Origin of the sequence: Candidatus Nitrososphaera gargensis Ga9.2 (assembly GCF_000303155.1) — an archaeon.
Taxonomy (GTDB): Archaea; Thermoproteota; Nitrososphaeria; order Nitrososphaerales; family Nitrososphaeraceae; genus Nitrososphaera; species Nitrososphaera gargensis.
The window spans coordinates 1,631,437-1,653,051 of sequence record NC_018719.1 but is presented as its reverse complement, the minus strand read 5'-3'; the positions used below and the strand labels follow the sequence as shown (position 1 = coordinate 1,653,051).

Here is a 21,615-nt window from a genome sequence, read left to right as displayed (position 1 = left end):
CGATATACTTTCCACTGGTATAATCTCTACAGTCGTTATAAGCTAGCAGAGTCATTTCATCTATGCCGATGTTGAACCATAAACAAGTGAGCATTATGAAGCTGTTAGAGGAATGCAAAGTCGAGCCCGATCTTGACAGGAAAATCCAGATGCTCTATGCGATAAACTCGATGCTCCCAAAATCACGGCGGCTAAAGATACCGTCGCTTATCACCAACGATTATGTGTACCAGGCACTGTACCGTATAGAGGAAATGCTGCTGGTCGCCTAGCAGCTAGCTAACATTTTTTGCGGATTCAATCAAAGCCGTCGTCGCCGTACACGCCTACCAGTGCATCAAGCTCAAGCGTGGTTATTGGCAGCTGGTCGTCCTGTTCCCAGTAGTCAAACTGCGGCGACATCAGGTACCCCTTTTGCGACTGCATGTGCCCAAGCCCTAGCACGTGTCCCACTTCGTGCACCGCCGAGTTCCTAAAGGCGTACGTGGGAAGGTCGATCTCTGTTTTGCCGTCGCCGTGTAGCACGAACGGCGAAAGGTAGACTCTTGCGTCAAGACCGCTCTCGCCCTCGCTAAACCTCACAGAAGTGTATGCGCCTGACTGGGCGGGATAGTCGGGAAAGTCCTTGTACGTGTCATAGATGTAGAACTTGACATCACATGACACAAGTGCCGCTTCTGACCTAACGTAGCGGGCTGTAAAGCTCCATGCTTCCAGATTGGAGGTGTATTCGCGGAGGGCCTGCCGCCACTTTTGCACGGCAAGCTTTGTCCACACGTAGTACGAGTTGTCAATGCCGTCTTCCTTGTATATGCAGCCCTCTATGGTGCCCTGATCCCAGCTGTACCTTGTCACCGGGACAGAAGTCTCTGTAAAGTCAGTCTGGTCTTCGTAGTACCTGGCCGCCAGAGCAGGAGAAAAATTAAAGGCTGCGACAAGAAACGCCGCTGCCAGTGCAAAAAGCGACAGTTTCCTATACATTTTTTCAAATGATTACTTTTTCGCCCTTGTCAAGCGTAGCGATGTTGAATGCCTGTTCTATTGTGCTTACAAACACCACGCCGTCGCCGTGCTCGCCGGTTCTTGCAGATTCGATCACCGTCTGCACAACCTTGTCGGTCTGTTCGTCCGGAACCACTATCTCAAACTTGACCCTTGGCAAAAGATCATACGCAACGGGCTGGCCGCGCCACTGCAGGTGAAGCTCTCGCTGCTTGCTCCATCCAGATACTGTAGAAATCGTCATGCCCCCGATCCCCATCTGCCTCAGCTTTTCCTTCACTATAGGCATCCTTTCGGCCCTGACAATGGCTTCTACCTTCTTCATTCGGCTAATATTGCGCATCATCACCCATAAATTGTTATTGTCTCCTCCCTCCCCAAACAGAGCTGCTAGAGCCCTTTGGGAGCTGCTATTGAAAAAAATACCGTCTGAACGAGCTTTGGCATTCAGTATGCTATTATCCGGCCAGCAGCTTTCCACATACTGCGCACTTTATGTGGAATTTCGGTAGGGCTATCTTGCGCTCATCAGTAACTTCAATGCACCCTTTCCGCCTTCTCTGCAAAGATGGCAGTACTGTTTTGGCATCAGGTATATTGAGCACCATGGCGAATAAAGAGCATAGGCTGTAAAAATAAAAAATACAACAATACAGGCGCAGCGAGAGAAGCTCAATATAGTTAATTAATTCTATTTTGCATGTCGTCTCTTGTCCGGGCAAGCTCGCAACCTTGTTGACAACAACACATCTTTGACTGCCTTTTGTTATTGAAGAGCAGCAGTTAGTTTTATTAAAAATGCTTTTTAAATTGTTGTGGCGGAGCTAGTATTATAGTTGAGCAACAAGAAATTCGTCCTTGACACCAGCATAATCATTGACGGCGAAATAACAAAGATGCTTGAAGCAGGCGACCTAGAGGAGGGGAGCGAGATCATAATCCCGCTGGCGGTGCTTGATGAGCTCCAGTCGCAGGCGTCAACCAACAAGGAGCACGGCTTTGTGGGCCTTGAAGAAATAAAGAAGATGCGCGAGCTTGCCCTGGCAAAAAGGATAGGGCTCAAGTTTGTGGGCCAACGCCCAGATCTAGACGACATCCGGCTGGCAAAGCATGGCAGGATAGACGCGATAATCAAGGACGTCGCGATGCACGAATCGGCTACGCTCATTACGGCCGATTATGTGCAGGCACTTGTTGCAGAGGCGCAGGGGATAAAGGCGATGCATATACGCGCGCCAACCAAGACGACCGACCTAGAGTTTGAAAAATACTTTGACGACACCACTATGAGCGTGCACCTGAAAGAGGGCACGTTCCCCATGGCAAAGAGGGGCAAGCCCGGCGAGTTCCAGCTTGTGAAGATAGGTGAGGAGAGGAGCACATACGCCCAGCTGTCAAACATAATAAAGGAGGTGTCCGAAGCCAGCAGGGTCACCGGCACAGGCTCTGTCGAAATAAGCCGGAGCGGCGCGACTGTCATCCAGTTTGGCAACTTTAGGATCGCAATAACAAGGCCGCCGTTTTCTGACGGGCTTGAAGTGACAATCGTCCGGCCAATCGTCCGGCTGATTCTTGCAGACTACAATGCAAGCAAAAAACTGATGGAGCGGCTGTCTGGCAAGGCAGAAGGGATCATTATCGCCGGGCCGCCGGGGTCGGGTAAGAGCACGCTTGCAAGCAGTCTGGCGCAGTTTTATTCTGAAAGGGGCAAGATAGTCAAGACATTCGAATCGCCCCGGGATCTTCAGGTGCCCGAAGAGGTGACCCAGTACAGCCCCCTTGAAGGCAGCTTTGAAAAGGCTGTCGACATCCTGCTTTTAGTGAGGCCAGACTATACAATATTTGATGAGGTCAGAAGGCGGCAGGATTTTGAAGTGTTTGCCGACATGAGGCTCGCCGGTGTAGGGATGGTGGGGGTCGTGCACGCAAGCAGCCCTCTTGACGCAATCCAGCGCTTCATGGGCCGCGTAGAGCTTGGCATGATACCGCACATCCTGGACACGATAATCTTTGTCCGTGACGGCGGCATCAAAAAGGTCTATGAACTGAGCCTGACAGTCAAGGTGCCGACTGGCATGACGGAAGAGGATCTGGCAAGGCCGCTGGTCGAAGTGCGCGACTTTGAAACAGGCGCGATAGAATACGAGATCTATACGTTTGGAGAGGAGAACGTGGTGGTGCCAGTGTCCAAGATCGCCGAGGCCGGCGGCCAGCCGGACAGCGGCGTGCGCAAGCTGGCGCAGTCCAAGATAATGGACATCGTGCGCAGGTTCGACCCGCACGCCGAAGTGAACGTCATTTCAGACAACAAGGTGCAGGTGCGGGTAAGCAAGGAAGCCGCGCCCCGGATAATAGGCAAGGGCGGTGCCACCGTTTCAGAACTTGAGGAAATGCTGGGCGTCAAGATAGACATCGAGGCCAAGATCCCGACCCTTGGAAAAGAGATCGAGTTTGACATCAGCGAAACTGGATCATCGGTCAACATCCTGCTTGACGACGACGTAATCGGCCGCACGGTCGACGTCTACGTCGAAGACGAATACATCCTCAGCAGCCAGGTCGGCAAGAAGGCGAGAGTAAAGATAGACAAGCGCAGCGAATCTGGAAGAAAGATAGTGAACGCCATAATCTCCGGCCAGGAAGTAAGAGTGTTCCTCAGCCGGCGTTGAGGCCACCAAGCCCCTGGCTCTTTACAAGCCTGATAAACTCTTCAAGCTTTTTCAGCGTCTCTGGGTGTAGATGGTGCTCGATGCCCTCTGCGTCGCGGTTGGCAGTGTCCTCGTCGACCCCTATTATCCTGAGAAACTCGGCCAGAACCCCGTGCCTGTCATGGATGTTCTTTGCCACCGCCGTCCCTGATTCTGTAAGGCTGATGCCCCTGTACTTTTCATAGTTGACATGACCGCTCTCGTTCAGCCTCTGCAACATCTTGGTGACGCTGGGTGAGCTGACATTGAGATAGCTGGAAATGTCGACCGTGGTGGCGTAGCCCTTCTGGTTAATGAGCTCGTAAATGACTTCGAGATAGTCCTCCATGCGGGTCGTCCTGCCCATCTTTTGCGCATTGTGGGCGTCCCGGATAGACTCGAGGCGGTTTCCATGCTGTGCGTCGGGCCTAGCCTTTACTTTCTTTGCCAATCGCAATAGCTCCGCGGTTCATAGCAATAAAGTTTACAACCGATTAGTAAAGGTATCTTCCTTATTTTTATTGCGCGGTATGTATGTGCATCTTCTTCTACATTGTTTGGAACATTCGAATTGGATTTTTGCCACTGTTGGCATTACATTGCGCGTGACCGGGGGCAATAGGAGGTGTAGAAACATAGAAGATTCATAGAAGGCAAAGCCCGATATCCGAGGACTCCGCCATGCATCGTAAGACCTGCTTTTCAGCCTATGCATATATAGCTGCAAGTGCGGTTAATTACTGACAGCTCTTATTTAGAAAGATACTAGCACTTTAATTTCTAAGCAATTGACACCTGATGATAAGTAGCCATCAAGAGACCACACTTGTCAGGGTGTTGTCAGTAATCGAGAGCTTAGAACAAGGCTTGATAAAACCAAGATTGGATGTTCTACAGAAGCGAATTAACATTGCCTGATCGCATACTGCCTGTCTCATAGCGATCTTTATCGATAAGGGATATATCTATAGAATTTCGAGTAATGAATAGTATTTACTGGATCAGTTCGGTGTCACTTCCCAAGGCAGTAATTTTTCTCGACCGTTATAGAGACCATGCAAAAGAATTCGCAGACCATGCCAAGAGTCTGAGCAAAAACAAGCAAGAAAGCAAGCTATGTGATTTAATCTCTGAAAAGAGCAATTTGCTTTGGTTTGCTTATTACGAAGGAGTGTTGACAAGGCAAGATTTGAAAAAGTTTACGAGCCTTCTGGACATGGAAATGAAGCATTTCTTTTATGGCAACAAGTCCGAGATTTGGGCCGACTTGTTTAACCTCGGTTATTGAGTTAGTTAGCTGGCTAGGTCTTTCTATCAAGTACTCGGGTGAAGCGTCAAAGCAATAAATATTATAATACAGTTAAAAAAATCTTGCAGCATCTTGAGCCTCGTAATGTCAGCCCCGGAACTGCGCCGGATGCTTGGGAACAGGAACCTCCTTCTCGTGGATACGAGGCCATTCTCAAGCTATGCCGATTCGCACATACCCGGCGCGGTCAACATAGACCTCATGCAATTCCACTGGATAGACACGTCAAAGCAGGGCATGGCGCAGTTCAACAAGCAGGCCACGCTTCTGCTCTCAAACATCGGGGTTTCAAAGGACAAGATGGTGGTGTTTTACGATGACGTTTCAGGCTCATCTGCCGCAAGGGGAGTGTGGCTTTTACTGTACTTTTCGCATGACAAGGTTGCAATGCTGGATGGTGGGTTCAACAAGTGGAAGGCAGAAGGGTTCAAGACAGAAACTAAGACCCATCCGTTTGTGCACTCCAACTTTAACGGCAAGCCCGATCCACGCATTCTGGCCGATTTTTCGCACATCAAGTCTGCGATAAAAAAGAAAAAGACAGTCATCATTATCGATGCCCGCTCAAAGGAAGAATACGATGGTTCGGCCGTCAGGGCAGCGCACGCCGGCCATATCCCGACAGCCATCAACATCGACTGGAAAGACAACTTGGAGCAGGACGCCTTCAAGAGCTTGGACAAGCTGGAACAGATGTACAAAATTCCAAAGGACGTCGAAGTGATAACATACTGCCAGGGCGGCTACCGCGCGGCCAACAGCTTTGTCGTGCTAAAGATGCTTGGGTTCAAGAACGCAAGAATGTATCTTGGATCATGGGGCGAGTGGGGCAACAGGCTGGACCTGCCAGTGGAAACATCTAGCCGTAAATAAAGTCAGAGCTTGTCCTGAGCAGTCTTTTGTTGTTCAAAAAGTAGCAACTGGTCATCCTGCGCCTCTGCGCCAGCCTTAGCACCAACAGTTGCATAAAGAAGGTTGATTGCAGCAGCAATTCAATGCCTGTACCTTTGAAATCTACATGAACTGAAGAAAACCCTTCTTGCATAAGCCGATCACTCAGCCGCTTGCCGTCGCTTCCCATCACTATCATCTGGTCGCCATTTTTTGCGCTGAATAAAGGAGAATGGCAAAACTCCTCGGCCTGATATGGCATAGCCTTTGCACCGAAAACTTCGTTGAACTTGAGCGCGCCATAAATCGCGATTGGATGCAGCACGCCATTGCCAAGAATGAAATAGTTACTCTTTTTGGTGCCGATCTCGCCGGCTATTTGTCCTGCCTGCTTTTCTGCATGCCTGTAGATTTTTGTAAGATCTGGCAGCGTCACTTTTGTGACAAGTGAGATGCAGGTGAGCATGCTGGATGTAAAGCTGATGGTTCCTGAGGTAGTGACGCCCGTACTTTTGTATTTCAGCTCTATCGTGCGGTCGCATGCTCTGGCAAGTGGGCTCGCCAGCCTTGCGGTGATTGCAGTAGTGCAAACACCTCGCCTTTTGGCAACCTTGGCTGCAAGTATGTTGGCCTTTGTGCTGCCAGAAATAGAAACGATGTACACGCTGCGGCCACTTGCAACTGACAACGGATTCTGGATCAAATCAGTCGGGTAGCAGCAAATGGCGCGGCCGCCAGAAACATGCTGCGCTACAAGCCCTGCGACGTACGAGTCGCCAGAGCCAACAAACAGGCAATTCTCGTCACGCCGCGGCAGCAGCTCCTGCCTTGACAGGCCTTCCACCTGGCATCCTATCTCTTCCTGCATTGCCTCTATGGCATTCACGATATATCACAAAAATCAGAAGGCCCTTAAAAGTTTGAAAAATTTATGCACCTAGAACTTTTCCTTAGAGATCTTTTTTGCCTTGATATAGTCTACAAAGTAGAACAGGTACGCCCGCTCGTTCACCTTAAGGACCCAAGGGATGAACGACTCAGTCTTGCTGCTCTTCTCGCCTATCTCAAAGCCCGAGTTCTCGATAAGCTTGCGGAAGGACTGGCCGTCGTAGATCTTTTTCGCTGGAGGGTCGCGGTTATAGTCGTATGGGTCGGCAATTATCACGTCGCTGTGCGGCTTGAGCAGCCTGTGCACCGACGCCAGCAGTTTATCATGGTCTACAAGCTCAAGCAGGTTGAGAGCAAGTATCAGGTCAAACTTGCCGGGGTTGAACGGAGCATTGAGCGAGTCTGCAACGCAGAACTCTATGTTTCCACGCTTGCCCTCGTACATCTTTTTTCTGGCTTCTTTGATGAATGAAAATGAAAGATCGATGCCGATTGCAAAGGCGTACTTTTGCGCAAGGAGCATGGTACTGTAGCCCATCGAGCAGGCCATGTCCAGCGCGACCCCGTCCATCTTTGGGTTAATGCCGTGCACGACGCGGTTGTAAACCTCATTGGGCTTTAGGCGCCACCTGAGCGATTTTAGCAACCTGTCCTCTGGCGAGTGGTCGTACTGCGTCCACCTATAGGGAACAAACCAGCTGCCTCCCTCCTCGTACCTGTCGTTTGCGGCAGTGCTTGGCGAGAGTTTCGATCCACTTTTCTTCAGGAACTCCTTCATTTCCTTTGTTTTGCTGTCCAGCAGCCATTTTCCATACATCTGCGACCTGCCTGCAGCATAGGAAGCAAAGTCCTTGACCACTATTGCCACGCCCTGAATTATCGGGTAGGTTGCGTCGCACTCTTTGCACTTTAGGAACCCTTCGGCACACTCATTTGCCCCCTCCATGGCGAGGCTTTCGAGGTTGAGGCGCAGCTGCTTGTCGGTGTGATGCAGGCAGACAAGGTGGTGCGCAAACTGGACCTTCATGCTTGCATATCAGTGGATAACCTCATATAAATATCAGAGAAGTCCGTCTTCGTGCAGTTTATCCAGCAGAGGCGATAAAAAGTCGCGCACTTCTTTTTCGCCCAGCCTTATTGTCGTAACGATACCAAGCGCAATTGAAAGCATATTGCGGTCTTCCCTTGCCGTGTATACCGCCGCGCCGACTATCTTGAACGACTTGGCGTTATCGTGCAGCCACTTTTTCCAGACAATAGTGCGTTCTGCGTTTGCTTCAAGTGACAAAATGACGTAGTCGATATCTAGCCCTTCCTGCTTGTCAAGAAGGTCAAGCTTGACCATGGGGAGCAAAAGTGTCGCTTCCGGGACCTCCGAGTGCGTCTTGTTCAGCTCGTCAATGATTTCATCTTCCTGTTCTTTTGGCTCGATGTCGCCGTACTGCGGAAACAGGTATCCTGCCAGATTGCCGTCCCAGTCGTAAATCTTGTAGAGCGTGTCGTCATATTCCGCCTTCCACTTGCTGCCGCTCTTACCAAACAACTAGCATGATCGTTTTGTCTCCCGGCATATTTGTATATGTAAATAGGTATCGCCAGTGATAGCAGCCAGAAACTGAGACACGGATAATTGATGCTTTATTGACCGTTGACTTAAATTATCCCTGAGGGCTTAACCAATTCATGTCAGAACCACAACCATCACAAGAACAGACATCCCAACAAAAAGAGGGTCCCCATGACACAATATACATTGGCAAAAAGCCGCTGATGACATACGTGACGTCAACGCTGATCCAACTAGCCAACCAACCAACAGTTACAATCAAGGCAAGAGGCCTGAGCATTGGACGGGCAGTCGACGTGTCACAGATCACGCTGAAGAGGATGGAAAGCGCCGGCTACAAGATAGGCGACGTAAGGATAGGCTCCGAGACCGTGCAGTCGGAGGACGGCAGGACAAGGAACGTTTCCACGATTGAAATTGAGATAAAGAAGAGCTAAGCCTGCTGCTTCTTTTACTTTTTCTTATTAGGTTCTATCAAGTCCTCGCTTGATGGGGGTATTTTAGATACTATTCATCATAAATAGTGGTTGGAAATCTGGAAGGTGGTAATCTGCTGCCTGTTTCGACTGACAAAGAGAAAACAGGCATTACTTGATGAGGTTTTTATGCTGCATGGCAAGACATGATAAAGGTCAAGAAGCCTTCTTATATGCAGAAAACCGCAAGATGCATCAAGAGGTTTTTATTCGATGTATATATATATATGCAGCAATGGTGTCAAGAGCTGAGCCAAACGACCCACTCTACCTAAATGAGCAGGTTTTGGCATCGTTGAAACGAATTACAAAAATTTGCCAGATATTTCCTTGACATCAGGATTGCAAAAGGAATTATTATAGGATATTTTTACTGCCTCCGCTGCTGCTGCAAACCAAGCAGAGACCATTGAAGGCAAGATAATAATAATAATAAATGATTCCAAACTCGTCAAGCGTGATGGGCATTACAAGCTCCACCTTTCCGTATCGAAAGAAGTGGAGATTTTAAAACACCCATCCCTCTGTGCCATAATAGCTGTGGACATGGGCAAAAGAGGAAAAAACATTGCGACTGCTGTGCTGATCGCAAGTCTTAGTTCTTCCGAACTTACAAAAGTAGTAGGTAGACAGACCCCAATGTTTATCATGGGTAGAGGGAGAGAGGTAAGAAAGAGGATTGAGACATCACTATGCGTACCTTCGCAAAGTGCTCGGTGAAAAGAAAGAAACTCTGCTCCAGATGATAAGGAAGGTCGGCAATACTGAACAGCGCAAGGTGAATGACATACTCTACACAAGATCAGCAGAGCGAGAGAGAGAGAAAAAGAAAGAGAAAAAGAAAGAGAGAAAGAGAGAGCTGGTCAACATAGCAAAGCAGAACAACACCTGTATATTCTGCTTGGTGACCTAACAGGTATTAGAGACAGGTCAAGAGGTAGAAGGATGAACAGGATAGTTGCAAACATGCCCTTCTTCAAACTGATGCAGTACGTCACGTACAAAGCATCATGGGAAAGCGTACCTGTTCTGACCACGAAAGAATGGTACAGCTCCAAATTTGCCACAGATGCTGCAGTGATAATACGTCAAGGCCACATCAGGGCTTGTTCGTGTGTCATGCCTGTGGTTACTCTTGCAACGCTGACTACAATGGAGCAGTCAATCTTGGAAATAGGTTGATGGGGCACATCTTCATCAACGGCATTGTAGGGTTCCAGTGCGAAAATCGGACAGATTTTTACGATCCGATAAGTCAGGTTGTTCATCAACCGAAGCCTTGACAGAACCTCTTATTATAGCCCTGCATACAATGTAGGCATACATGACCACCGCGGCAATCTACCTTGCGCACCTGAACCCCATGACAAGGGCGCACGAGTCGATAATCTCTATGCTCAAGCAGGAGCACCGCGTCTATGTTTTCCCGGTGCGCTTTATCAAGGACGGGCGCGAGATAAACACAAAGAGCTTTCCGTTTTCGTACGAGCTGCGCAAGTCAATGGTCGAGTCTGTCTTTGGGGATTCCGTGTCGGTGCTTCCTGATTATACCTTCTACGCGCCATACATCAAGTACATGCCGCCGCTCCTATCATCACGTTCGTGGAAACTGCGCAACCAGATAATAGCACAGATAAAAGAAGAAAAATTTGTATCGTACACCGGCGACAAGGCGGAGCGGCTCATGCTAAAGGCATACAGGCTCAATCCGCTCAAGGCCGACAGGCTTGAAATTTCCGCATCGTCGGTCAAGGAAGAACTCTACCGGCAAGCCATCGAAGGCGGCAACGACGAAAAATGGCGCGACAAGGTGCCAGAGCCTGTGGCAGAGATCATAAAGAAGAACTGGGATGTCATTGAAAAGTTTGCCAGAATGGAAGACGGCACAATGAGGAAGGTGGGCATGAAGTTCCCGAAGGAAGGCTACAAGTAGTTACTTTCTTCTTGTTATCAGAAATTCACAATATTTCGAGCCAGTAGCCATGCACTTTGTCTCGATGCAGTTATGACCTTCTCCAAGAAGTCCTTCTGTTATGCCTGCAAGCAAGCCGGAGATCAAAAAGCACCTAGGTGTTTCCCACTTTTTCTTGCCCATGGTTGCAAAAAAACTGTTTTCTACTTTTACGGTGACACTGTCTGTAAGGTGACCCATTGACAATGAGAAAGGAGATGTAGTAAACTTGCCCCAGCCTGAAAACAAGCCATAAGTTTCCAAGAACTTGACTGCTTGATGTACATCAGGTATGGCCTCCTTGGCCTTTGAGCCGACCTCAACGCCATACCTCAATCCCATCTGGAACAAGATCACAGCTCCAGCTTCTTTCAGAAGAACGTCAAGTCCATCCTGTATTGCATTCCAGAATTGCTCATTTGTCAGAATAGCCTTGCACTTGAATACCAGGTCCTCTGTTATGTTTGCTTTAGGGTCAAAATGAAAGTATGGATTAAGATACACAGTAGAATCGTGTTCTGAGGCTTCTTTTCTTGGCACGTTTGATGATTCCGCCATTAGAGAATTTTGAGTATAGAATTCTTTTATATAAGATTTTCCTACTTTTAGTTTAATTATTAGTAGGCTTGAAGCCAAATGACGCGATGCATGGCTCATCCCTCCAACAACCACAGCGATGTTGTTGCAGCGTAAGGCTTTATCAGATTTTGACCACTATTTGAGCAATCTAGACAATGATGGATTTTATGACAGACTTTTGACAAGACTATTTATCCTTAAATCTTCCCAATTGGGTGCAGTCGCTAAACATCTGCACTTGAGTACAGTGTGACTTGCTATTGGTTAACCAAAGATTAGTTCAAGATTTTTATAAGCCAGAGAGGGATTCTGCATTCGTATATATATGAAAGAGAAGGGCGGCGAGTTTGTATGGTTCGACGGCAAGTTTGTCAAATGGGAAGACGCAAAAGTGCCCGTATTTACGCACGCTCTCCACTATGGGACCGCTGTCTTTGAAGGTATCCGCGGGTATGCAGCCAAGAACAACCTCTACATTTTCAGGCTGCAGGATCACATGGAGAGGCTCCACAGGTCAGCCGGCGTCTACTCGATCTCGCTCAACTACTCTGCTAAAGAGCTTGCAAGCGCCACAGTCGAGCTCTTGCAAAAGAACAAGATGAAAGAGTCGTGCTACATTCGCCCGCTGACGTTCGTGGGTCTGCATGGCATAGACCTGAACGTGACCAAGAGCTCGCCAACCCACACTGTCATTATCACTTTTCCATTTGCAAAGTATTTCAAGGGCGAAGGCATCAAAGTATGCGTCTCTTCGTGGAGGCGCATCAACGACAGCACGACCCCGCCGCTTGCCAAGGCAGCAGGCAACTACCTCAATTCAATCATGGCCACGCAGGAAAGCAAGCGCAACGGCTACGACGAATCGATCCTGCTTGACCTGTCAGGCAACGTGAGTGAGGCTTCAGGCGAGAACATATTCCTTGTAAGACGCGGCAAGATCTACACGCCGCATCTTGCCGATTCTGCGCTTGAGGGCATTACACGTGAAAGCGCGATCAAGATAGCAAAGGACCTTGGATACGAAGTCACAGAGCGCCCTATCTCACGGACAGAGCTGTACATGGCGGACGAGATATTCCTTACCGGCACTGCGGCAGAAATCGTCTCGGTGAGCAGCGTCGACGGCCATGTAGTGGGCAACAACGGGAAGGAAGGCCCGGTTACAAAGGGAATTCGCGAAATGTATGAAAAGATAGTTTCTGCCGGTGCCAAGGAATACATGAACTGGTTGACCCCTGTATGGCAGACACAACAAAAATAGCAGTCATTGGAGTTGGCGGGTGGGGCAAGAATCATGCAAGGGTGTTAAAAGATCTTGGCTGCCTTGCCGCGATCTGCGACCTTGACGCAGCTAGGGCAAAAGAGATAGCCGGCAAGCACGGCGCGCAGGCGTATTCGTCTATAGACGAGATGCTTAGCAAGGAGCGGCTCGACGGCTGTCTCGTGTGCACTCCGACAAAGACCCATGCCGCCATTGCAAAGAAAATGATGGAGCACAACATCAATACATTTGTTGAAAAGCCGATGTCGTTTTCGTCCAAGGAATGCGAAGAGATGATGCAGATGGCAGAAAAGAAAAAGGTCGTCCTGACGTCAGGCTACGTCGAGCGGTTCAACCCTGCTGTAAGCGACGCTCGCAAGCTCATAGAGGGTGGCATGTACGGCGACCCGATGATGATCGAATTTCATAGAGAAAACAGGATGCCACTGCACATCAAGGACGTGGGCGTGATATACGACACGTCAGTACATGACATCGACGCGGCGATGTTCCTTTTTGGCAGCCGGCCAAACGTCGTCTTTGCCCGCGCCGGCAAGCGCTTTCATGCATTTGAAGACTTTGCGACGATCATGCTCGGGTTTGATGGGCACAAGGTCGCCATCATTGCGTCCAACTGGCTCACTCCAAAGAAGGTCAGAACTTTTAGCGCCGTATGCACAGACGGCATAATCACGGGCGACTTTTTAACACAGGAGATCAGGATAGACCATGCCGAGGCGACAATAACGCCCCGCAGGCAGTTCCAAGAGCCGCTTACGCTAGAGTTGCAGAATTTCGTAGCCGCAATAGAAGGCAAGGCCAAGATAGTGGTGACGGCAGCCGACGCGACCAACGTGACAAGGGTGGCCGAAGCGGCGATATTGTCAAGTAATACTGGCTCGCCTGTATATCTAGATCTAAAATGAAGAAATCAATGCTCGACATACTAGCATGTCCCATAGACAAGCACTACCCGCTGGAATTGTTCGAGATTGTCTCGGAAGGCCAGACCGTCAAGGAGGGCGTGCTCTTTTGCACAAAATGCAGCCGCTACTACCCGATAATCGACGAGATACCCGTCATGCTGCCTGACGAACTGCGGGAGAAGGACAAGAACAGGGACCTCGACTTCCTGAAGAAATGGCAGAGCAAGATCCCTGACAAAGTTATAAAGCAAGGAAATCCATGGCATCTGTGAATCAATGAGCAACAACAATAACTATACTGCTCCACCCGGCGTGACAAACTATGTCGCCAAGAATGCCAAGATAGGCAAGAACGTCAAGATATGGCATTTTGCGTATGTTGGAAGCGAAGCGGAGATAGGCGACAATGTCATGATAGGTTCGCTGACACACGTCGACTACAAGGTCAAGATAGGTGACAACACCAGAATCGAGGGGTCAGTCTATATCCCTCCACTCACGGTGATTGGCAAGAACGTGTTCATTGGGCCGGCGGCAGCGTTTACAAACGACCCGTACCCGATGAGCCCCAAGATGGTCGGAGTTGTGGTAGAGGACGGCGCGATAATAGGCGGGAGGTCTGTATTCAAGCCCGGCGTCCGGGTCGGCAAGAACAGCGTCGTCGCAATGGCCGCGGTCGTCACAAGGGATGTCCCACCAGACACCGTCGTAATGGGCCATCCCGCAAGACGAGTTTACAGCCGCGCGGAATACAATAGGAAGAAAAAAGAGTGGGAGTCAAAGAAGTAGTTGTGATAATAGAGGACGAAACCCCCGAGTTTCTTGAAAAACTAAAGACTACAAAGATTTCTCTGGCAAAGGACCTGATGACTGAAGAACTGCTGGCCGAGATAGAAAAAAGCTGGACTGCAAGGCGTGGATAGATGAGACGGGCCAGTGGCACCTGAGGACAAACAAGAGATCGTCATAGCGGCCGCACGCTCTTTACTTCCGGGTTGACCAAGAATCTGGGATCAGGCTCTTTTCCAGCCAGAACGTCCAACAGGTTCCTGGCTGCCACTTCTGCCATCTTGGAGCGGGTCTGGTACGTCGCGCTCCCGATGTGAGGCAGCAGCACCACATTTTTCATCTTCAAGAGTGGGCTTGTTCTCGACAGGGGCTCATTTTCAAACACGTCAAGGGCCGCGCCGGCGATCCGGCTGCCCTTTAGCGCTCTGACAAGGTCGGCTTCTTTCACCACCTGCCCTCGAGCCGTGTTTACAAGAAATGCAGTCTTTTTCATCAGCGAGAGCTTACTACTGTCTATCAGGTGGCGGCTCGTACTATTCAGACTGGTGTGTATCGACACAAAGTCACTCTGGGCCAGCAGATCGTCAAGATCTACATATCTGGCACCAAGCTCCGACCCTAGCTGCTGGTTCCTGCTGCGATTATGATAGAGTATTTTCATGTTGAATCCTTTCGCCCTCCGCGCCACTGCGGCTCCTATCCTGCCAAGGCCGATTATGCCAAGGGTGGCTCCGTGCACGTTGTAGCCGAGCATCAGGTCCGGGGACCATCCCACCTTCCATTTGTTTTCCCTGACATACCTGTCTGCCTTGACAATGTTGCGTGCGCAGGCAAGGATGAGCGCAAACGTCAGGTCTGCCGTCGCCTCGGCCAGAATGTTTGCCGTGTAGGTGACATAAATTCCCCTTGCCGTCGCTTCTCTGATGTCAATGTGCTCAAAGCCTGTGCTGTACGAGCTGACGACCTTCAGGCTCGGCCCGGCAGCATCCATCACCTGCGAGTCAATCCTGTCAGAGAGCATGCAGAGGATGCCGTCCTTGCCGGCGACGTTTTTCAATACCTCTGCCCTGCTTGGAGGGTTGGGCTTTTTGTTCAGGGTTACTTGGCATTCCTTCGAGAGCATGGGCAGGGCCGGATCCAGAATCTTCCTTGTCACGTAGACCTTGTTGCTCACAAAAGTCCTGCATTTACATTGCTATTTATTATAATTGATCGTCCTGTCGCGCCTATCGACAGAGAGTTGCGGAGAAAGATTACCGCGATAGTTCGGTTCAAAATGGCCGTGTGTTTTTTGGTAAAAAGACTGGCATGCATCAAAACCGCTAGTATAAAAGAACTGATTCTAATTTCCACATGCTCCATTGGAAACGCGCATATATACGCGCACATGTTTCTGCAATGGTTAAATATGGTATCCGCAGCAACTCTACATCGTATATGAGTCAGGAAGAGCAGCTGCAGCAGACTCGCAGGAAGATCTTTGACGAGCTGACTAAGATAGTCGACCCTGAAATCGGAGTCTCCATAATGGAGCTAGAGCTGGTGGACAAGGTCGACATCAATTCAGGCAAGGTTAACGTGGACCTGCACCTGACAAGCCCCTTCTGTCCTGCAGTCTTTGGATTCAAGATAGCCCAGGACGTCCGGGACAATATCTACAAGCTGCCCGGAATAAATGAGGTCAAGGTCAACGTCAGCAACCACTTTATGGCTGACGCGATAAACAAGCAGGTCAACGAGAGCAAGTACCCTGCCAAGCCGGCAGAGAGCAACAAGCCGTCGTCAACGACGACCTAGTCTTTTTTCAGCCTTTCCTGCAGATCCGCTATTTTCTTTTCGTTGTTTGAGAATCCCAGCAGATGCCCTCTCAACAGCTGGATGCCAAGCGCCGGGTCGACGCCCTTGGGGCAGACCGAGCTGCACGAGCCGGCAAAGTGGCACCGCCATATGCCGTGCCTGTCGTCAACGATGTTCATCCTCTGCTTGCTTCCAGTGTCTCTGTTGTCTATGAAATAGCGATAGGCTTGTGAAAGCGCTTGGGGCCCGGGGAACTTTGTGTCAGTCGCAACTGTTGGGCACGCAGAATAGCACAGGCCGCATTTGATACAATATGAAAACTGCAGGAACTTGTCCAGATCTTCTGGGCTCTGCATGAACTCTGACAGCTTTTTCATGTCCTTGATATCTGCCTGATCGTTTTGTATGTATGGCTGCACGCTGCGGTGGTGGGCAAAGAATTGGGAAAAGTCTGTGACCAGATCACGTATATGTGGAAAGTTGGCAAGCGGCTCGACCGTTATAGTGGAGCCTTCCAGCTCTGACACCTTGGTGTAACAGGCAAGCCGCGGGATCCCGTTTATCTTCATGCCGCACGAGCCGCAGGATGCCATCCTACACGAATAGCGTATGCCGATGCTTGGATCCTTGTATGCCTTGGCGTACAGCAGCGCATCAAGGACTGTTGTCCATCGCTGCACCGGCACCTCAATGCTGTCATAGTGCGCGGATTCGCCGGCGCGCCGGTTCGCCCTATATACCTTGAGGACAACCGAGCTCCTGATAATCTCTTTCTCCTTCTTTTCATGTTTTTTCTCCATCTTTTCTATTTTTTCTATTACCTGTTCAGTCATTTTATTCAAACCCCAGCCCATTTGCGACAATGATAGTGCGCGTCCCGTACGCTATCACGGCCATCATTGCAGCTATCGTCAGTATTGTCACGCCATCCTCCCACGACTTGCTCTGGCGCAGTTCAAGCAGGATTATGCGAAGCCCATTAAAGCCGTGGATGGCAATCAGCACCAATATTGACTCGAGCAATATGGCATACGGCAAGTTATGGTAGTTGGCTATCACGTTCTCGTACTCGAGGCTCATGTTATACGGCATTATCAGGCGCATCATGATGTGCACTGCTACTACAAAAAGCGCGGCGATGCCTGTAATGTAGTGTATCTTCATTATCTGGCTTTCACGAAGCATTGACATCTTCTATTCGCCTCCAAAGAGCACCGAAGCGCCATATAGCATTGCTACAGCCGCAAGTATCAGCGCTATCCAGATGCCCGATTTCTGCCTGTAATTGAGTGAAACCGCGTCATATGGATAGTCCGGCCTGCCAGGTTTGCCAAGCCCTTTGCCACCGTGCGTGAATATGAGTCTGATGCCGTTGGCAGAGTGAAAAGTGCTCATGCCAATTACCAGTATCAATATCAAGTGGCCCATCGGGGTCTGCGTCAGCTCGAGCATTGCAGCCCACGCGTCCGGACCATGTGTAAGCGAGCTTGTCTCGTAGATGTGAGCTACAAAATACGCAAGAAGCCCGACGCCTGTCAGTCTTTGCAGCCAGTAGGACACCCGCTCCCATCCGTAGCGGCCAGGATTAAGCCATCCCTTCATCCCTTCGCGGTTGTTGCGATCAGCTACTTCCATCAGTACTTCCTCTCCACTGGCGCATAGCGCGTAAATGTCACCGGATACCAAGTCATCTTGGGTCCGCCGTTGCCGGTAAAGTATGCTAGCGTATGCTTCAAAAAGTTGGCGTCGTCACGGTAGGGGTAGTCTGTCCTGGCGTGCGCGCCCCTTGACTCGCGCCTGTTGAGTGCTCCTACAAGCACCACTTCGGCAGTCCTAAGCATCGAGTCTATCTCCATCACGTTTACAAAGTTGGTGTTGTATTCCTTGGCCTTATCGTCAACATGCTTCCACATTGCGGCCTTGAGCTCCCTTGTCTTCTTCAAGGCTTCTGTCAGTCCCTGCTCATTCCTGAAAACGTATGCCTTGGCGTCCATCGTATCGGTCAGCTGTTTCCTCACCTCGTAGGGGTTCACGTCGCCCCTGCCGCGAAAGATCCCGTCGTAGATGCGCTTTTCCTCATCAAGCACCTGCTGCTCCTGCACAGAACCCGCCTTGCGTTCTTGAGCGTGCTTTGCAGCCAGCTCGCCGGTAATCCTTCCCCATACTATGCACTCTGATGTAGAATTGGCACCAAGCCTGTTTGCGCCATGAGTGCTGTTGCACGCGGCTTCGCCGGCCGCCCAGAGGCCCACCATCTCTGTCGCGCCGTCAACGTTGGCATGAATGCCTCCCATCATGTAGTGGCACACTGGCCTCACTTCTATGGGCTCGTCGATGATGTCGATTCCGGAGAATTTGATACCGATTTCGCGGATGCCTGCAAGCACCTCCTTTATGCGCTCTGCTCCAAGGTGCGTCAGGTCAAGCTTTAGGCAATCAACGCCTGTTTCATGCTTGAACCCTCTGCCTTCTTGAATCTCTTTTATCATGGAGCGGGATACCACGTCTCTCGGCGCAAGCTCGAGCTTGCCGGGCGCGTATTTCTGCATAAAGCGCTCGCCATTGCTGTTTATCAAGTAACCGCCTTCACCCCTTGCACCCTCTGTTATGAGTATGCCTGAGGGTAGTATGCCTGTCGGGTGGAACTGCACAAATTCCATGTCCTTGAGCGCAAGGCCGGCGCGATACGCCATGTCCAACCCGTCTGGCGTGGATGAATACGCGTATGTGGAAAAGCTATAGATCCTGCCAGCCCCTCCGGTACATATTATTCCTGCCGGCGCCTTGAATACTGTAAAGTTGCCTGTCTTCAACTCAATTGCAGTGATGCCTTGGAACGTGTTGTTCTCATGCAGTATCGAGGTGCAGAACCACTCGTTGTAAAAGTGGATGTTGTCATACTTCTGGCACGTATCGTAGAGGGTCTGCATCAGGTAGAACCCTACCTTATCCTGAGCAAAAGTGGCACGCGGGAACGAGTACCCGCCGAACTTACGCTGGGCAATCCTTCCGTCCTTGCGCCTTGACCACGGCATGCCCCAGTGGTCCATCTGGTAGATCTCATAGGGCATGTTCTGCACGAGGCGCTCTGCGACGTCTTGGTCTGCAAGAAAGTCGCTCCCCTTGATTGTATCGTAGATGTGAGACTCTTGGTTATCGCCCTCTTCCTCATAGAGAACCGCCGCCGTCCCACCTTCTGCAGACACCGAGTGGGATCGCATGACCTGAACCTTGGAAATGACCGCAATGCTGAGCTTCTTGTCGATAGCAGCCGCAGAGATTGCCGCGCGGAGGCCGGCAAGACCGGAACCTATTATCAAAACATCATGAGAGATCACGTCAGCCAATTATTAAAGCACCCCTTTCACTTGGGAAGGGCGAATCATTCTCATAAATATCTTTCACGTATTGTTGCTTGCAATTCGCATGCTTAACTTTTCATAACGCTGCATGATGATTTTACACAGTCATGCTGATGTGGAACATCTGTATTAAACAGGACACCAAAAGGCTTATCTTTGTTGCAACCTGCATTAAAACGTAGATGTTGCTAGAGGGTGTTTTAGCCATATTCGCCCAGTCTTTTGGGCTCACATATTCATGGCTAAACGAAAACCTGATCGCTCCTTTCATGGCGTTTACTCGAGGCTTTGAGTTCGCCGTAGTATTTATGGCTGCAGCACTCTTTTTTGCAATAAGCGTCTTCCTTCTGCTAAAGCAGGCCAAAAAACTGCCAAAGTCTTATGCCATCGAAATCATAGACCTGTACGGGGAACAGGTTTCGATAGATGGCGTGCGGCAGACCTTTGCAACGCACGACGCGGCTGAAAGCTATGCTAGAATGTACCGGGACAATTTTGGGTACCAGTATCGGTTCAAAGTTGTCGGGATCACAGACCCGGGCAAAAGTTAATAGCCTTTTGGCTTGGCGACAACCCTGATGGTCGACCTGTCGCCGTACCTTGCAAGCGCTTCAAGGATCTTTCTGGCTCCCAACACGTCCGATCAAGAGCTTGTAGACAGGGCGAAAAAGAGGCTTGCAGAAAACGGCATACAACAGGACAGAATAGAGATCAACTATGACATGCAGATGCTGGGCACTGGCGACTTGTACATTAGCTATGACCCGCCAGACCTTGTTGTCAGAGTAGTCTATGAAAAAAAGCCAAGTGGCATAGTCAAGATGAAGAGCGCTGCTATGATCCGGCTCTGAGCATTTTGTGAAGCATCTCTGCAAGGTTGCTTGCCGGGTACTTGTTTTCTGTTCCATCTCTCATTGACCTGACGATAACTTGGCCGGCCGCGATTTCATTTGACGCGACAATGATTGCAAGCGCGGCGCCTTTCATCGATGCATCGTCCAGCTGCTTTCTAAGGGCCCTGCCAAGTATGTCATAGTCGGTAGTAATGTCGGCCGATCGCAATGCTGAGGCAATCTCTACAGCTTTATTTCGGACATCGTCTGAAGCGTACACCACGTATACAAGCGCCTTTGCCTGCTGCTTTAGTATACTGTGCCTCTGGAGCGCCATAACTATCCGCTCCACTCCTCCTGCGACGCCAGTTGCGCCAATGTCTTTTCTGCCAAACACCTCGGTGAGTCTATCGTACCTGCCGCCGCCGACGAGCGCGCCAGAATCGGACGACGGGTCAAACGCTTCAAAGACCACGCCAGAATAATAATCCAGGCCGCGGACGATGCCAAGGTTGACACGCGCCTCTTCGACCTTCCTTGTCTTGAGCGAGTCCATCAAGCCGGCAAATTTCTGCCAACTTTCAAGCCCTCTGACATCTTCTGCCTTGCCTGCCACCTCGTCGGCAGTGCCCTTTACTTTGGAAAGCTCTATCAGCGCTTGCAGCTTGGCAGGTTCTATCCTGTCCTTGTATTCTTGCAAGACTGCCTGTGCGCCCTTTTTTGGCACCTTGTCCACCGCGCGGAACATTTCAAGCATGGCCTCTTCGTTTGTGATTCTAAGTTTTGTCTTGATGTACTGCTCGATCAGTTGCCTGTCGTTCACCTCTATCACAACCTTTAGGCCCAGCCTTTTGAAAAATATGGATACAAACTCAATCACTTCAGCGTCCGATTCTTGGCTGAAGGGACCATACACTTCAACATCCCACTGGTGGAAGTAGCGGTAGCGCCCGGCCTGCGGCTCGTCATACCGCCATACGCCGGCAAAAGCCGCCATCTTGACCGGCATCTTTAGGTCGCGCCTTGAGGCAACATAGCGCGTCAGACCAATAGTGAGGTCAAAGCGCAGGGCAACGTCCCTGCCTCCCTTGTCCTTGAAAGCGTAAATTTCGTTTGAAATCGCGGCGCCACTTTTAGCTTCTAGCGTTGCAAGCATTTCAAGGGGCGACGGCTCTGCAAGCTGGAAATTGAACAGCCGCGCAGTTTCAAAGAACTTGTCCCGGACATAACTGATGTTGGCAAACTCGTCTGCTTCCAGATCCCTCATGCCACGGGGAAGCTCTAGCTTGACCACACC

At 50.1% G+C, this 21,615-nt stretch carries 29 protein-coding genes; 16 read left to right on the top strand and 13 right to left on the bottom strand.

The window, feature by feature from the left end; translation table 11 throughout:
- Window positions 1-95 precede the first annotated feature (95 nt).
- Window positions 96-272 (top strand): hypothetical protein, encoded by a 177-nt coding sequence (locus NGAR_RS17570; RefSeq protein WP_187147458.1) that lies wholly within the window; start codon window positions 96-98, stop codon window positions 270-272.
- A gap of 25 nt (window positions 273-297) precedes the next feature.
- Here NGAR_RS17570 and NGAR_RS09955 read toward each other — a convergent pair whose 3' ends face one another.
- Both NGAR_RS09955 and NGAR_RS09950 read right to left on the bottom strand, forming a co-directional pair.
- The gene (locus NGAR_RS09955) at window positions 298-981 is read right to left on the bottom strand and encodes a matrixin family metalloprotease (RefSeq protein ID WP_015019588.1); all 684 of its coding nucleotides are present in this window, start codon (window positions 979-981) and stop codon (window positions 298-300) included.
- 4 nt (window positions 982-985) lie between these two features.
- Entirely contained in the window at window positions 986-1,327 is a 342-nt protein-coding gene (locus NGAR_RS09950) for a P-II family nitrogen regulator (RefSeq protein WP_187147457.1), read from the bottom strand.
- Window positions 1,328-1,838: 511 nt separating this feature from the next.
- Between NGAR_RS09950 and NGAR_RS09945 the strand changes: the two genes are divergently transcribed.
- Complete coding sequence (locus NGAR_RS09945; protein WP_015019585.1) at window positions 1,839-3,671, top strand: PINc/VapC family ATPase; 1,833 nt, start codon at window positions 1,839-1,841, stop codon at window positions 3,669-3,671.
- Here NGAR_RS09945 and mntR read toward each other — a convergent pair.
- Window positions 3,658-4,140: a transcriptional regulator MntR gene (gene mntR, locus NGAR_RS09940; protein ID WP_015019584.1), complete on the bottom strand. Its 483-nt coding sequence runs from the start codon at window positions 4,138-4,140 to the stop codon at window positions 3,658-3,660. The genes NGAR_RS09945 and mntR overlap by 14 nt on opposite strands.
- Before the next feature lie 558 nt (window positions 4,141-4,698).
- Here mntR and NGAR_RS18450 point away from each other — a divergent pair.
- The gene (locus NGAR_RS18450; RefSeq protein WP_148681277.1) at window positions 4,699-4,977 is read left to right on the top strand and encodes a hypothetical protein; all 279 of its coding nucleotides are present in this window, start codon (window positions 4,699-4,701) and stop codon (window positions 4,975-4,977) included.
- A 105-nt stretch (window positions 4,978-5,082) separates the two neighbouring features.
- The gene (locus NGAR_RS09930) at window positions 5,083-5,871 is read left to right on the top strand and encodes a sulfurtransferase (protein ID WP_148681276.1); all 789 of its coding nucleotides are present in this window, start codon (window positions 5,083-5,085) and stop codon (window positions 5,869-5,871) included.
- Here the strand turns inward: NGAR_RS09930 and NGAR_RS09925 are convergent.
- From NGAR_RS09925 to NGAR_RS09915, 3 genes are read right to left on the bottom strand one after another with little or no spacing between them, the layout of a single operon-like run.
- Window positions 5,858-6,775 (bottom strand): SIS domain-containing protein, encoded by a 918-nt coding sequence (locus NGAR_RS09925; protein WP_015019581.1) that lies wholly within the window; start codon window positions 6,773-6,775, stop codon window positions 5,858-5,860. The genes NGAR_RS09930 and NGAR_RS09925 overlap by 14 nt on opposite strands.
- 51 nt (window positions 6,776-6,826) lie before the next feature.
- The gene (locus NGAR_RS09920) at window positions 6,827-7,804 is read right to left on the bottom strand and encodes a class I SAM-dependent methyltransferase (protein ID WP_015019580.1); all 978 of its coding nucleotides are present in this window, start codon (window positions 7,802-7,804) and stop codon (window positions 6,827-6,829) included.
- 33 nt (window positions 7,805-7,837) lie between these two features.
- Complete coding sequence (locus NGAR_RS09915; RefSeq protein ID WP_015019579.1) at window positions 7,838-8,320, bottom strand: hypothetical protein; 483 nt, start codon at window positions 8,318-8,320, stop codon at window positions 7,838-7,840.
- Between the two features lie 140 nt (window positions 8,321-8,460).
- Here NGAR_RS09915 and NGAR_RS09910 point away from each other — a divergent pair, with 140 nt between their 5' ends.
- From NGAR_RS09910 to NGAR_RS09890, 4 genes are all read left to right on the top strand, one after another.
- Window positions 8,461-8,781, top strand: a complete 321-nt coding sequence (locus tag NGAR_RS09910; RefSeq protein ID WP_015019578.1) for an AlbA family DNA/RNA-binding protein — start codon at window positions 8,461-8,463, stop codon at window positions 8,779-8,781.
- A gap of 718 nt (window positions 8,782-9,499) precedes the next feature.
- The gene (locus NGAR_RS09905; RefSeq protein WP_015019577.1) at window positions 9,500-9,733 is read left to right on the top strand and encodes a hypothetical protein; all 234 of its coding nucleotides are present in this window, start codon (window positions 9,500-9,502) and stop codon (window positions 9,731-9,733) included.
- Window positions 9,734-9,765: 32 nt separating this feature from the next.
- Window positions 9,766-10,002, top strand: coding sequence for a hypothetical protein (locus tag NGAR_RS18445; RefSeq protein WP_015019576.1), 237 nt, complete (start codon window positions 9,766-9,768; stop codon window positions 10,000-10,002).
- 142 nt (window positions 10,003-10,144) lie between these two features.
- Window positions 10,145-10,753: a hypothetical protein gene (locus NGAR_RS09890; RefSeq protein ID WP_015019575.1), complete on the top strand. Its 609-nt coding sequence runs from the start codon at window positions 10,145-10,147 to the stop codon at window positions 10,751-10,753.
- Here NGAR_RS09890 and NGAR_RS09885 read toward each other — a convergent pair whose 3' ends face one another.
- A complete protein-coding gene (locus NGAR_RS09885; protein WP_015019574.1) occupies window positions 10,754-11,443 on the bottom strand; it encodes a V4R domain-containing protein in 690 nt (229 codons plus the stop codon).
- A 232-nt stretch (window positions 11,444-11,675) separates the two neighbouring features.
- On the opposite strand from NGAR_RS09885, the gene NGAR_RS09880 reads away from it, so the two are divergent.
- Genes NGAR_RS09880 through NGAR_RS17565 form a run of 5 tightly spaced genes read left to right on the top strand, consistent with a single transcriptional unit; the run spans window position 11,676 to window position 14,460 of the window.
- Window positions 11,676-12,611 carry a branched-chain amino acid transaminase gene (locus tag NGAR_RS09880; RefSeq protein WP_015019573.1) on the top strand — a complete coding sequence of 312 codons (936 nt, stop codon included), beginning with the start codon at window positions 11,676-11,678 and terminating at the stop codon, window positions 12,609-12,611.
- A complete protein-coding gene (locus NGAR_RS09875) occupies window positions 12,590-13,537 on the top strand; it encodes a Gfo/Idh/MocA family protein (protein WP_015019572.1) in 948 nt (315 codons plus the stop codon). The genes NGAR_RS09880 and NGAR_RS09875 overlap by 22 nt, the downstream gene beginning before the upstream one ends.
- Entirely contained in the window at window positions 13,534-13,809 is a 276-nt protein-coding gene (locus NGAR_RS09870; protein ID WP_015019571.1) for a Trm112 family protein, read from the top strand. Before NGAR_RS09875 ends, NGAR_RS09870 begins: the two co-directional genes overlap by 4 nt.
- A gap of 4 nt (window positions 13,810-13,813) precedes the next feature.
- Window positions 13,814-14,326, top strand: a complete 513-nt coding sequence (locus NGAR_RS09865; protein WP_015019570.1) for an acyltransferase — start codon at window positions 13,814-13,816, stop codon at window positions 14,324-14,326.
- On the top strand, window positions 14,308-14,460 hold the full coding sequence (locus NGAR_RS17565) for a hypothetical protein (RefSeq protein ID WP_187147455.1): 153 nt from the start codon (window positions 14,308-14,310) through the stop codon (window positions 14,458-14,460). The genes NGAR_RS09865 and NGAR_RS17565 overlap by 19 nt, the downstream gene beginning before the upstream one ends.
- Window positions 14,461-14,501: 41 nt before the next feature.
- Here the strand turns inward: NGAR_RS17565 and NGAR_RS09860 are convergent, their stop codons facing one another.
- Entirely contained in the window at window positions 14,502-15,500 is a 999-nt protein-coding gene (locus NGAR_RS09860) for a 2-hydroxyacid dehydrogenase (RefSeq protein ID WP_015019569.1), read from the bottom strand.
- 263 nt (window positions 15,501-15,763) lie between these two features.
- Here NGAR_RS09860 and NGAR_RS09855 point away from each other — a divergent pair, with 263 nt between their 5' ends.
- Window positions 15,764-16,123 carry a metal-sulfur cluster assembly factor gene (locus NGAR_RS09855; protein ID WP_015019567.1) on the top strand — a complete coding sequence of 120 codons (360 nt, stop codon included), beginning with the start codon at window positions 15,764-15,766 and terminating at the stop codon, window positions 16,121-16,123.
- On the opposite strand, the gene NGAR_RS09850 is transcribed toward NGAR_RS09855, so the two are convergent.
- Genes NGAR_RS09850 through NGAR_RS09835 form a run of 4 tightly spaced genes read right to left on the bottom strand, consistent with a single transcriptional unit; the run spans window position 16,120 to window position 19,470 of the window.
- Entirely contained in the window at window positions 16,120-16,956 is an 837-nt protein-coding gene (locus NGAR_RS09850; protein ID WP_015019566.1) for a succinate dehydrogenase/fumarate reductase iron-sulfur subunit, read from the bottom strand. The genes NGAR_RS09855 and NGAR_RS09850 overlap by 4 nt on opposite strands.
- Window position 16,957: 1 nt before the next feature.
- Window positions 16,958-17,314 (bottom strand): succinate dehydrogenase/fumarate reductase, encoded by a 357-nt coding sequence (locus NGAR_RS09845; RefSeq protein ID WP_015019565.1) that lies wholly within the window; start codon window positions 17,312-17,314, stop codon window positions 16,958-16,960.
- Between the two features lie 3 nt (window positions 17,315-17,317).
- On the bottom strand, window positions 17,318-17,758 hold the full coding sequence (locus NGAR_RS09840; protein ID WP_015019564.1) for a succinate dehydrogenase: 441 nt from the start codon (window positions 17,756-17,758) through the stop codon (window positions 17,318-17,320).
- Window positions 17,758-19,470 (bottom strand): succinate dehydrogenase/fumarate reductase flavoprotein subunit, encoded by a 1,713-nt coding sequence (locus NGAR_RS09835; RefSeq protein ID WP_148681274.1) that lies wholly within the window; start codon window positions 19,468-19,470, stop codon window positions 17,758-17,760. The genes NGAR_RS09840 and NGAR_RS09835 overlap by 1 nt, the downstream gene beginning before the upstream one ends.
- 197 nt (window positions 19,471-19,667) lie before the next feature.
- Here NGAR_RS09835 and NGAR_RS09830 point away from each other — a divergent pair, with 197 nt between their 5' ends.
- Both NGAR_RS09830 and NGAR_RS09825 read left to right on the top strand, forming a co-directional pair.
- Entirely contained in the window at window positions 19,668-20,036 is a 369-nt protein-coding gene (locus NGAR_RS09830) for a hypothetical protein (protein WP_015019562.1), read from the top strand.
- A gap of 12 nt (window positions 20,037-20,048) precedes the next feature.
- Complete coding sequence (locus NGAR_RS09825; RefSeq protein WP_015019561.1) at window positions 20,049-20,336, top strand: hypothetical protein; 288 nt, start codon at window positions 20,049-20,051, stop codon at window positions 20,334-20,336.
- Here NGAR_RS09825 and hisS read toward each other — a convergent pair.
- Window positions 20,320-21,612: a histidine--tRNA ligase gene (gene hisS / locus NGAR_RS09820; protein ID WP_228369147.1), complete on the bottom strand. Its 1,293-nt coding sequence runs from the start codon at window positions 21,610-21,612 to the stop codon at window positions 20,320-20,322. The genes NGAR_RS09825 and hisS overlap by 17 nt on opposite strands.
- Window positions 21,613-21,615 lie beyond the last annotated feature (3 nt).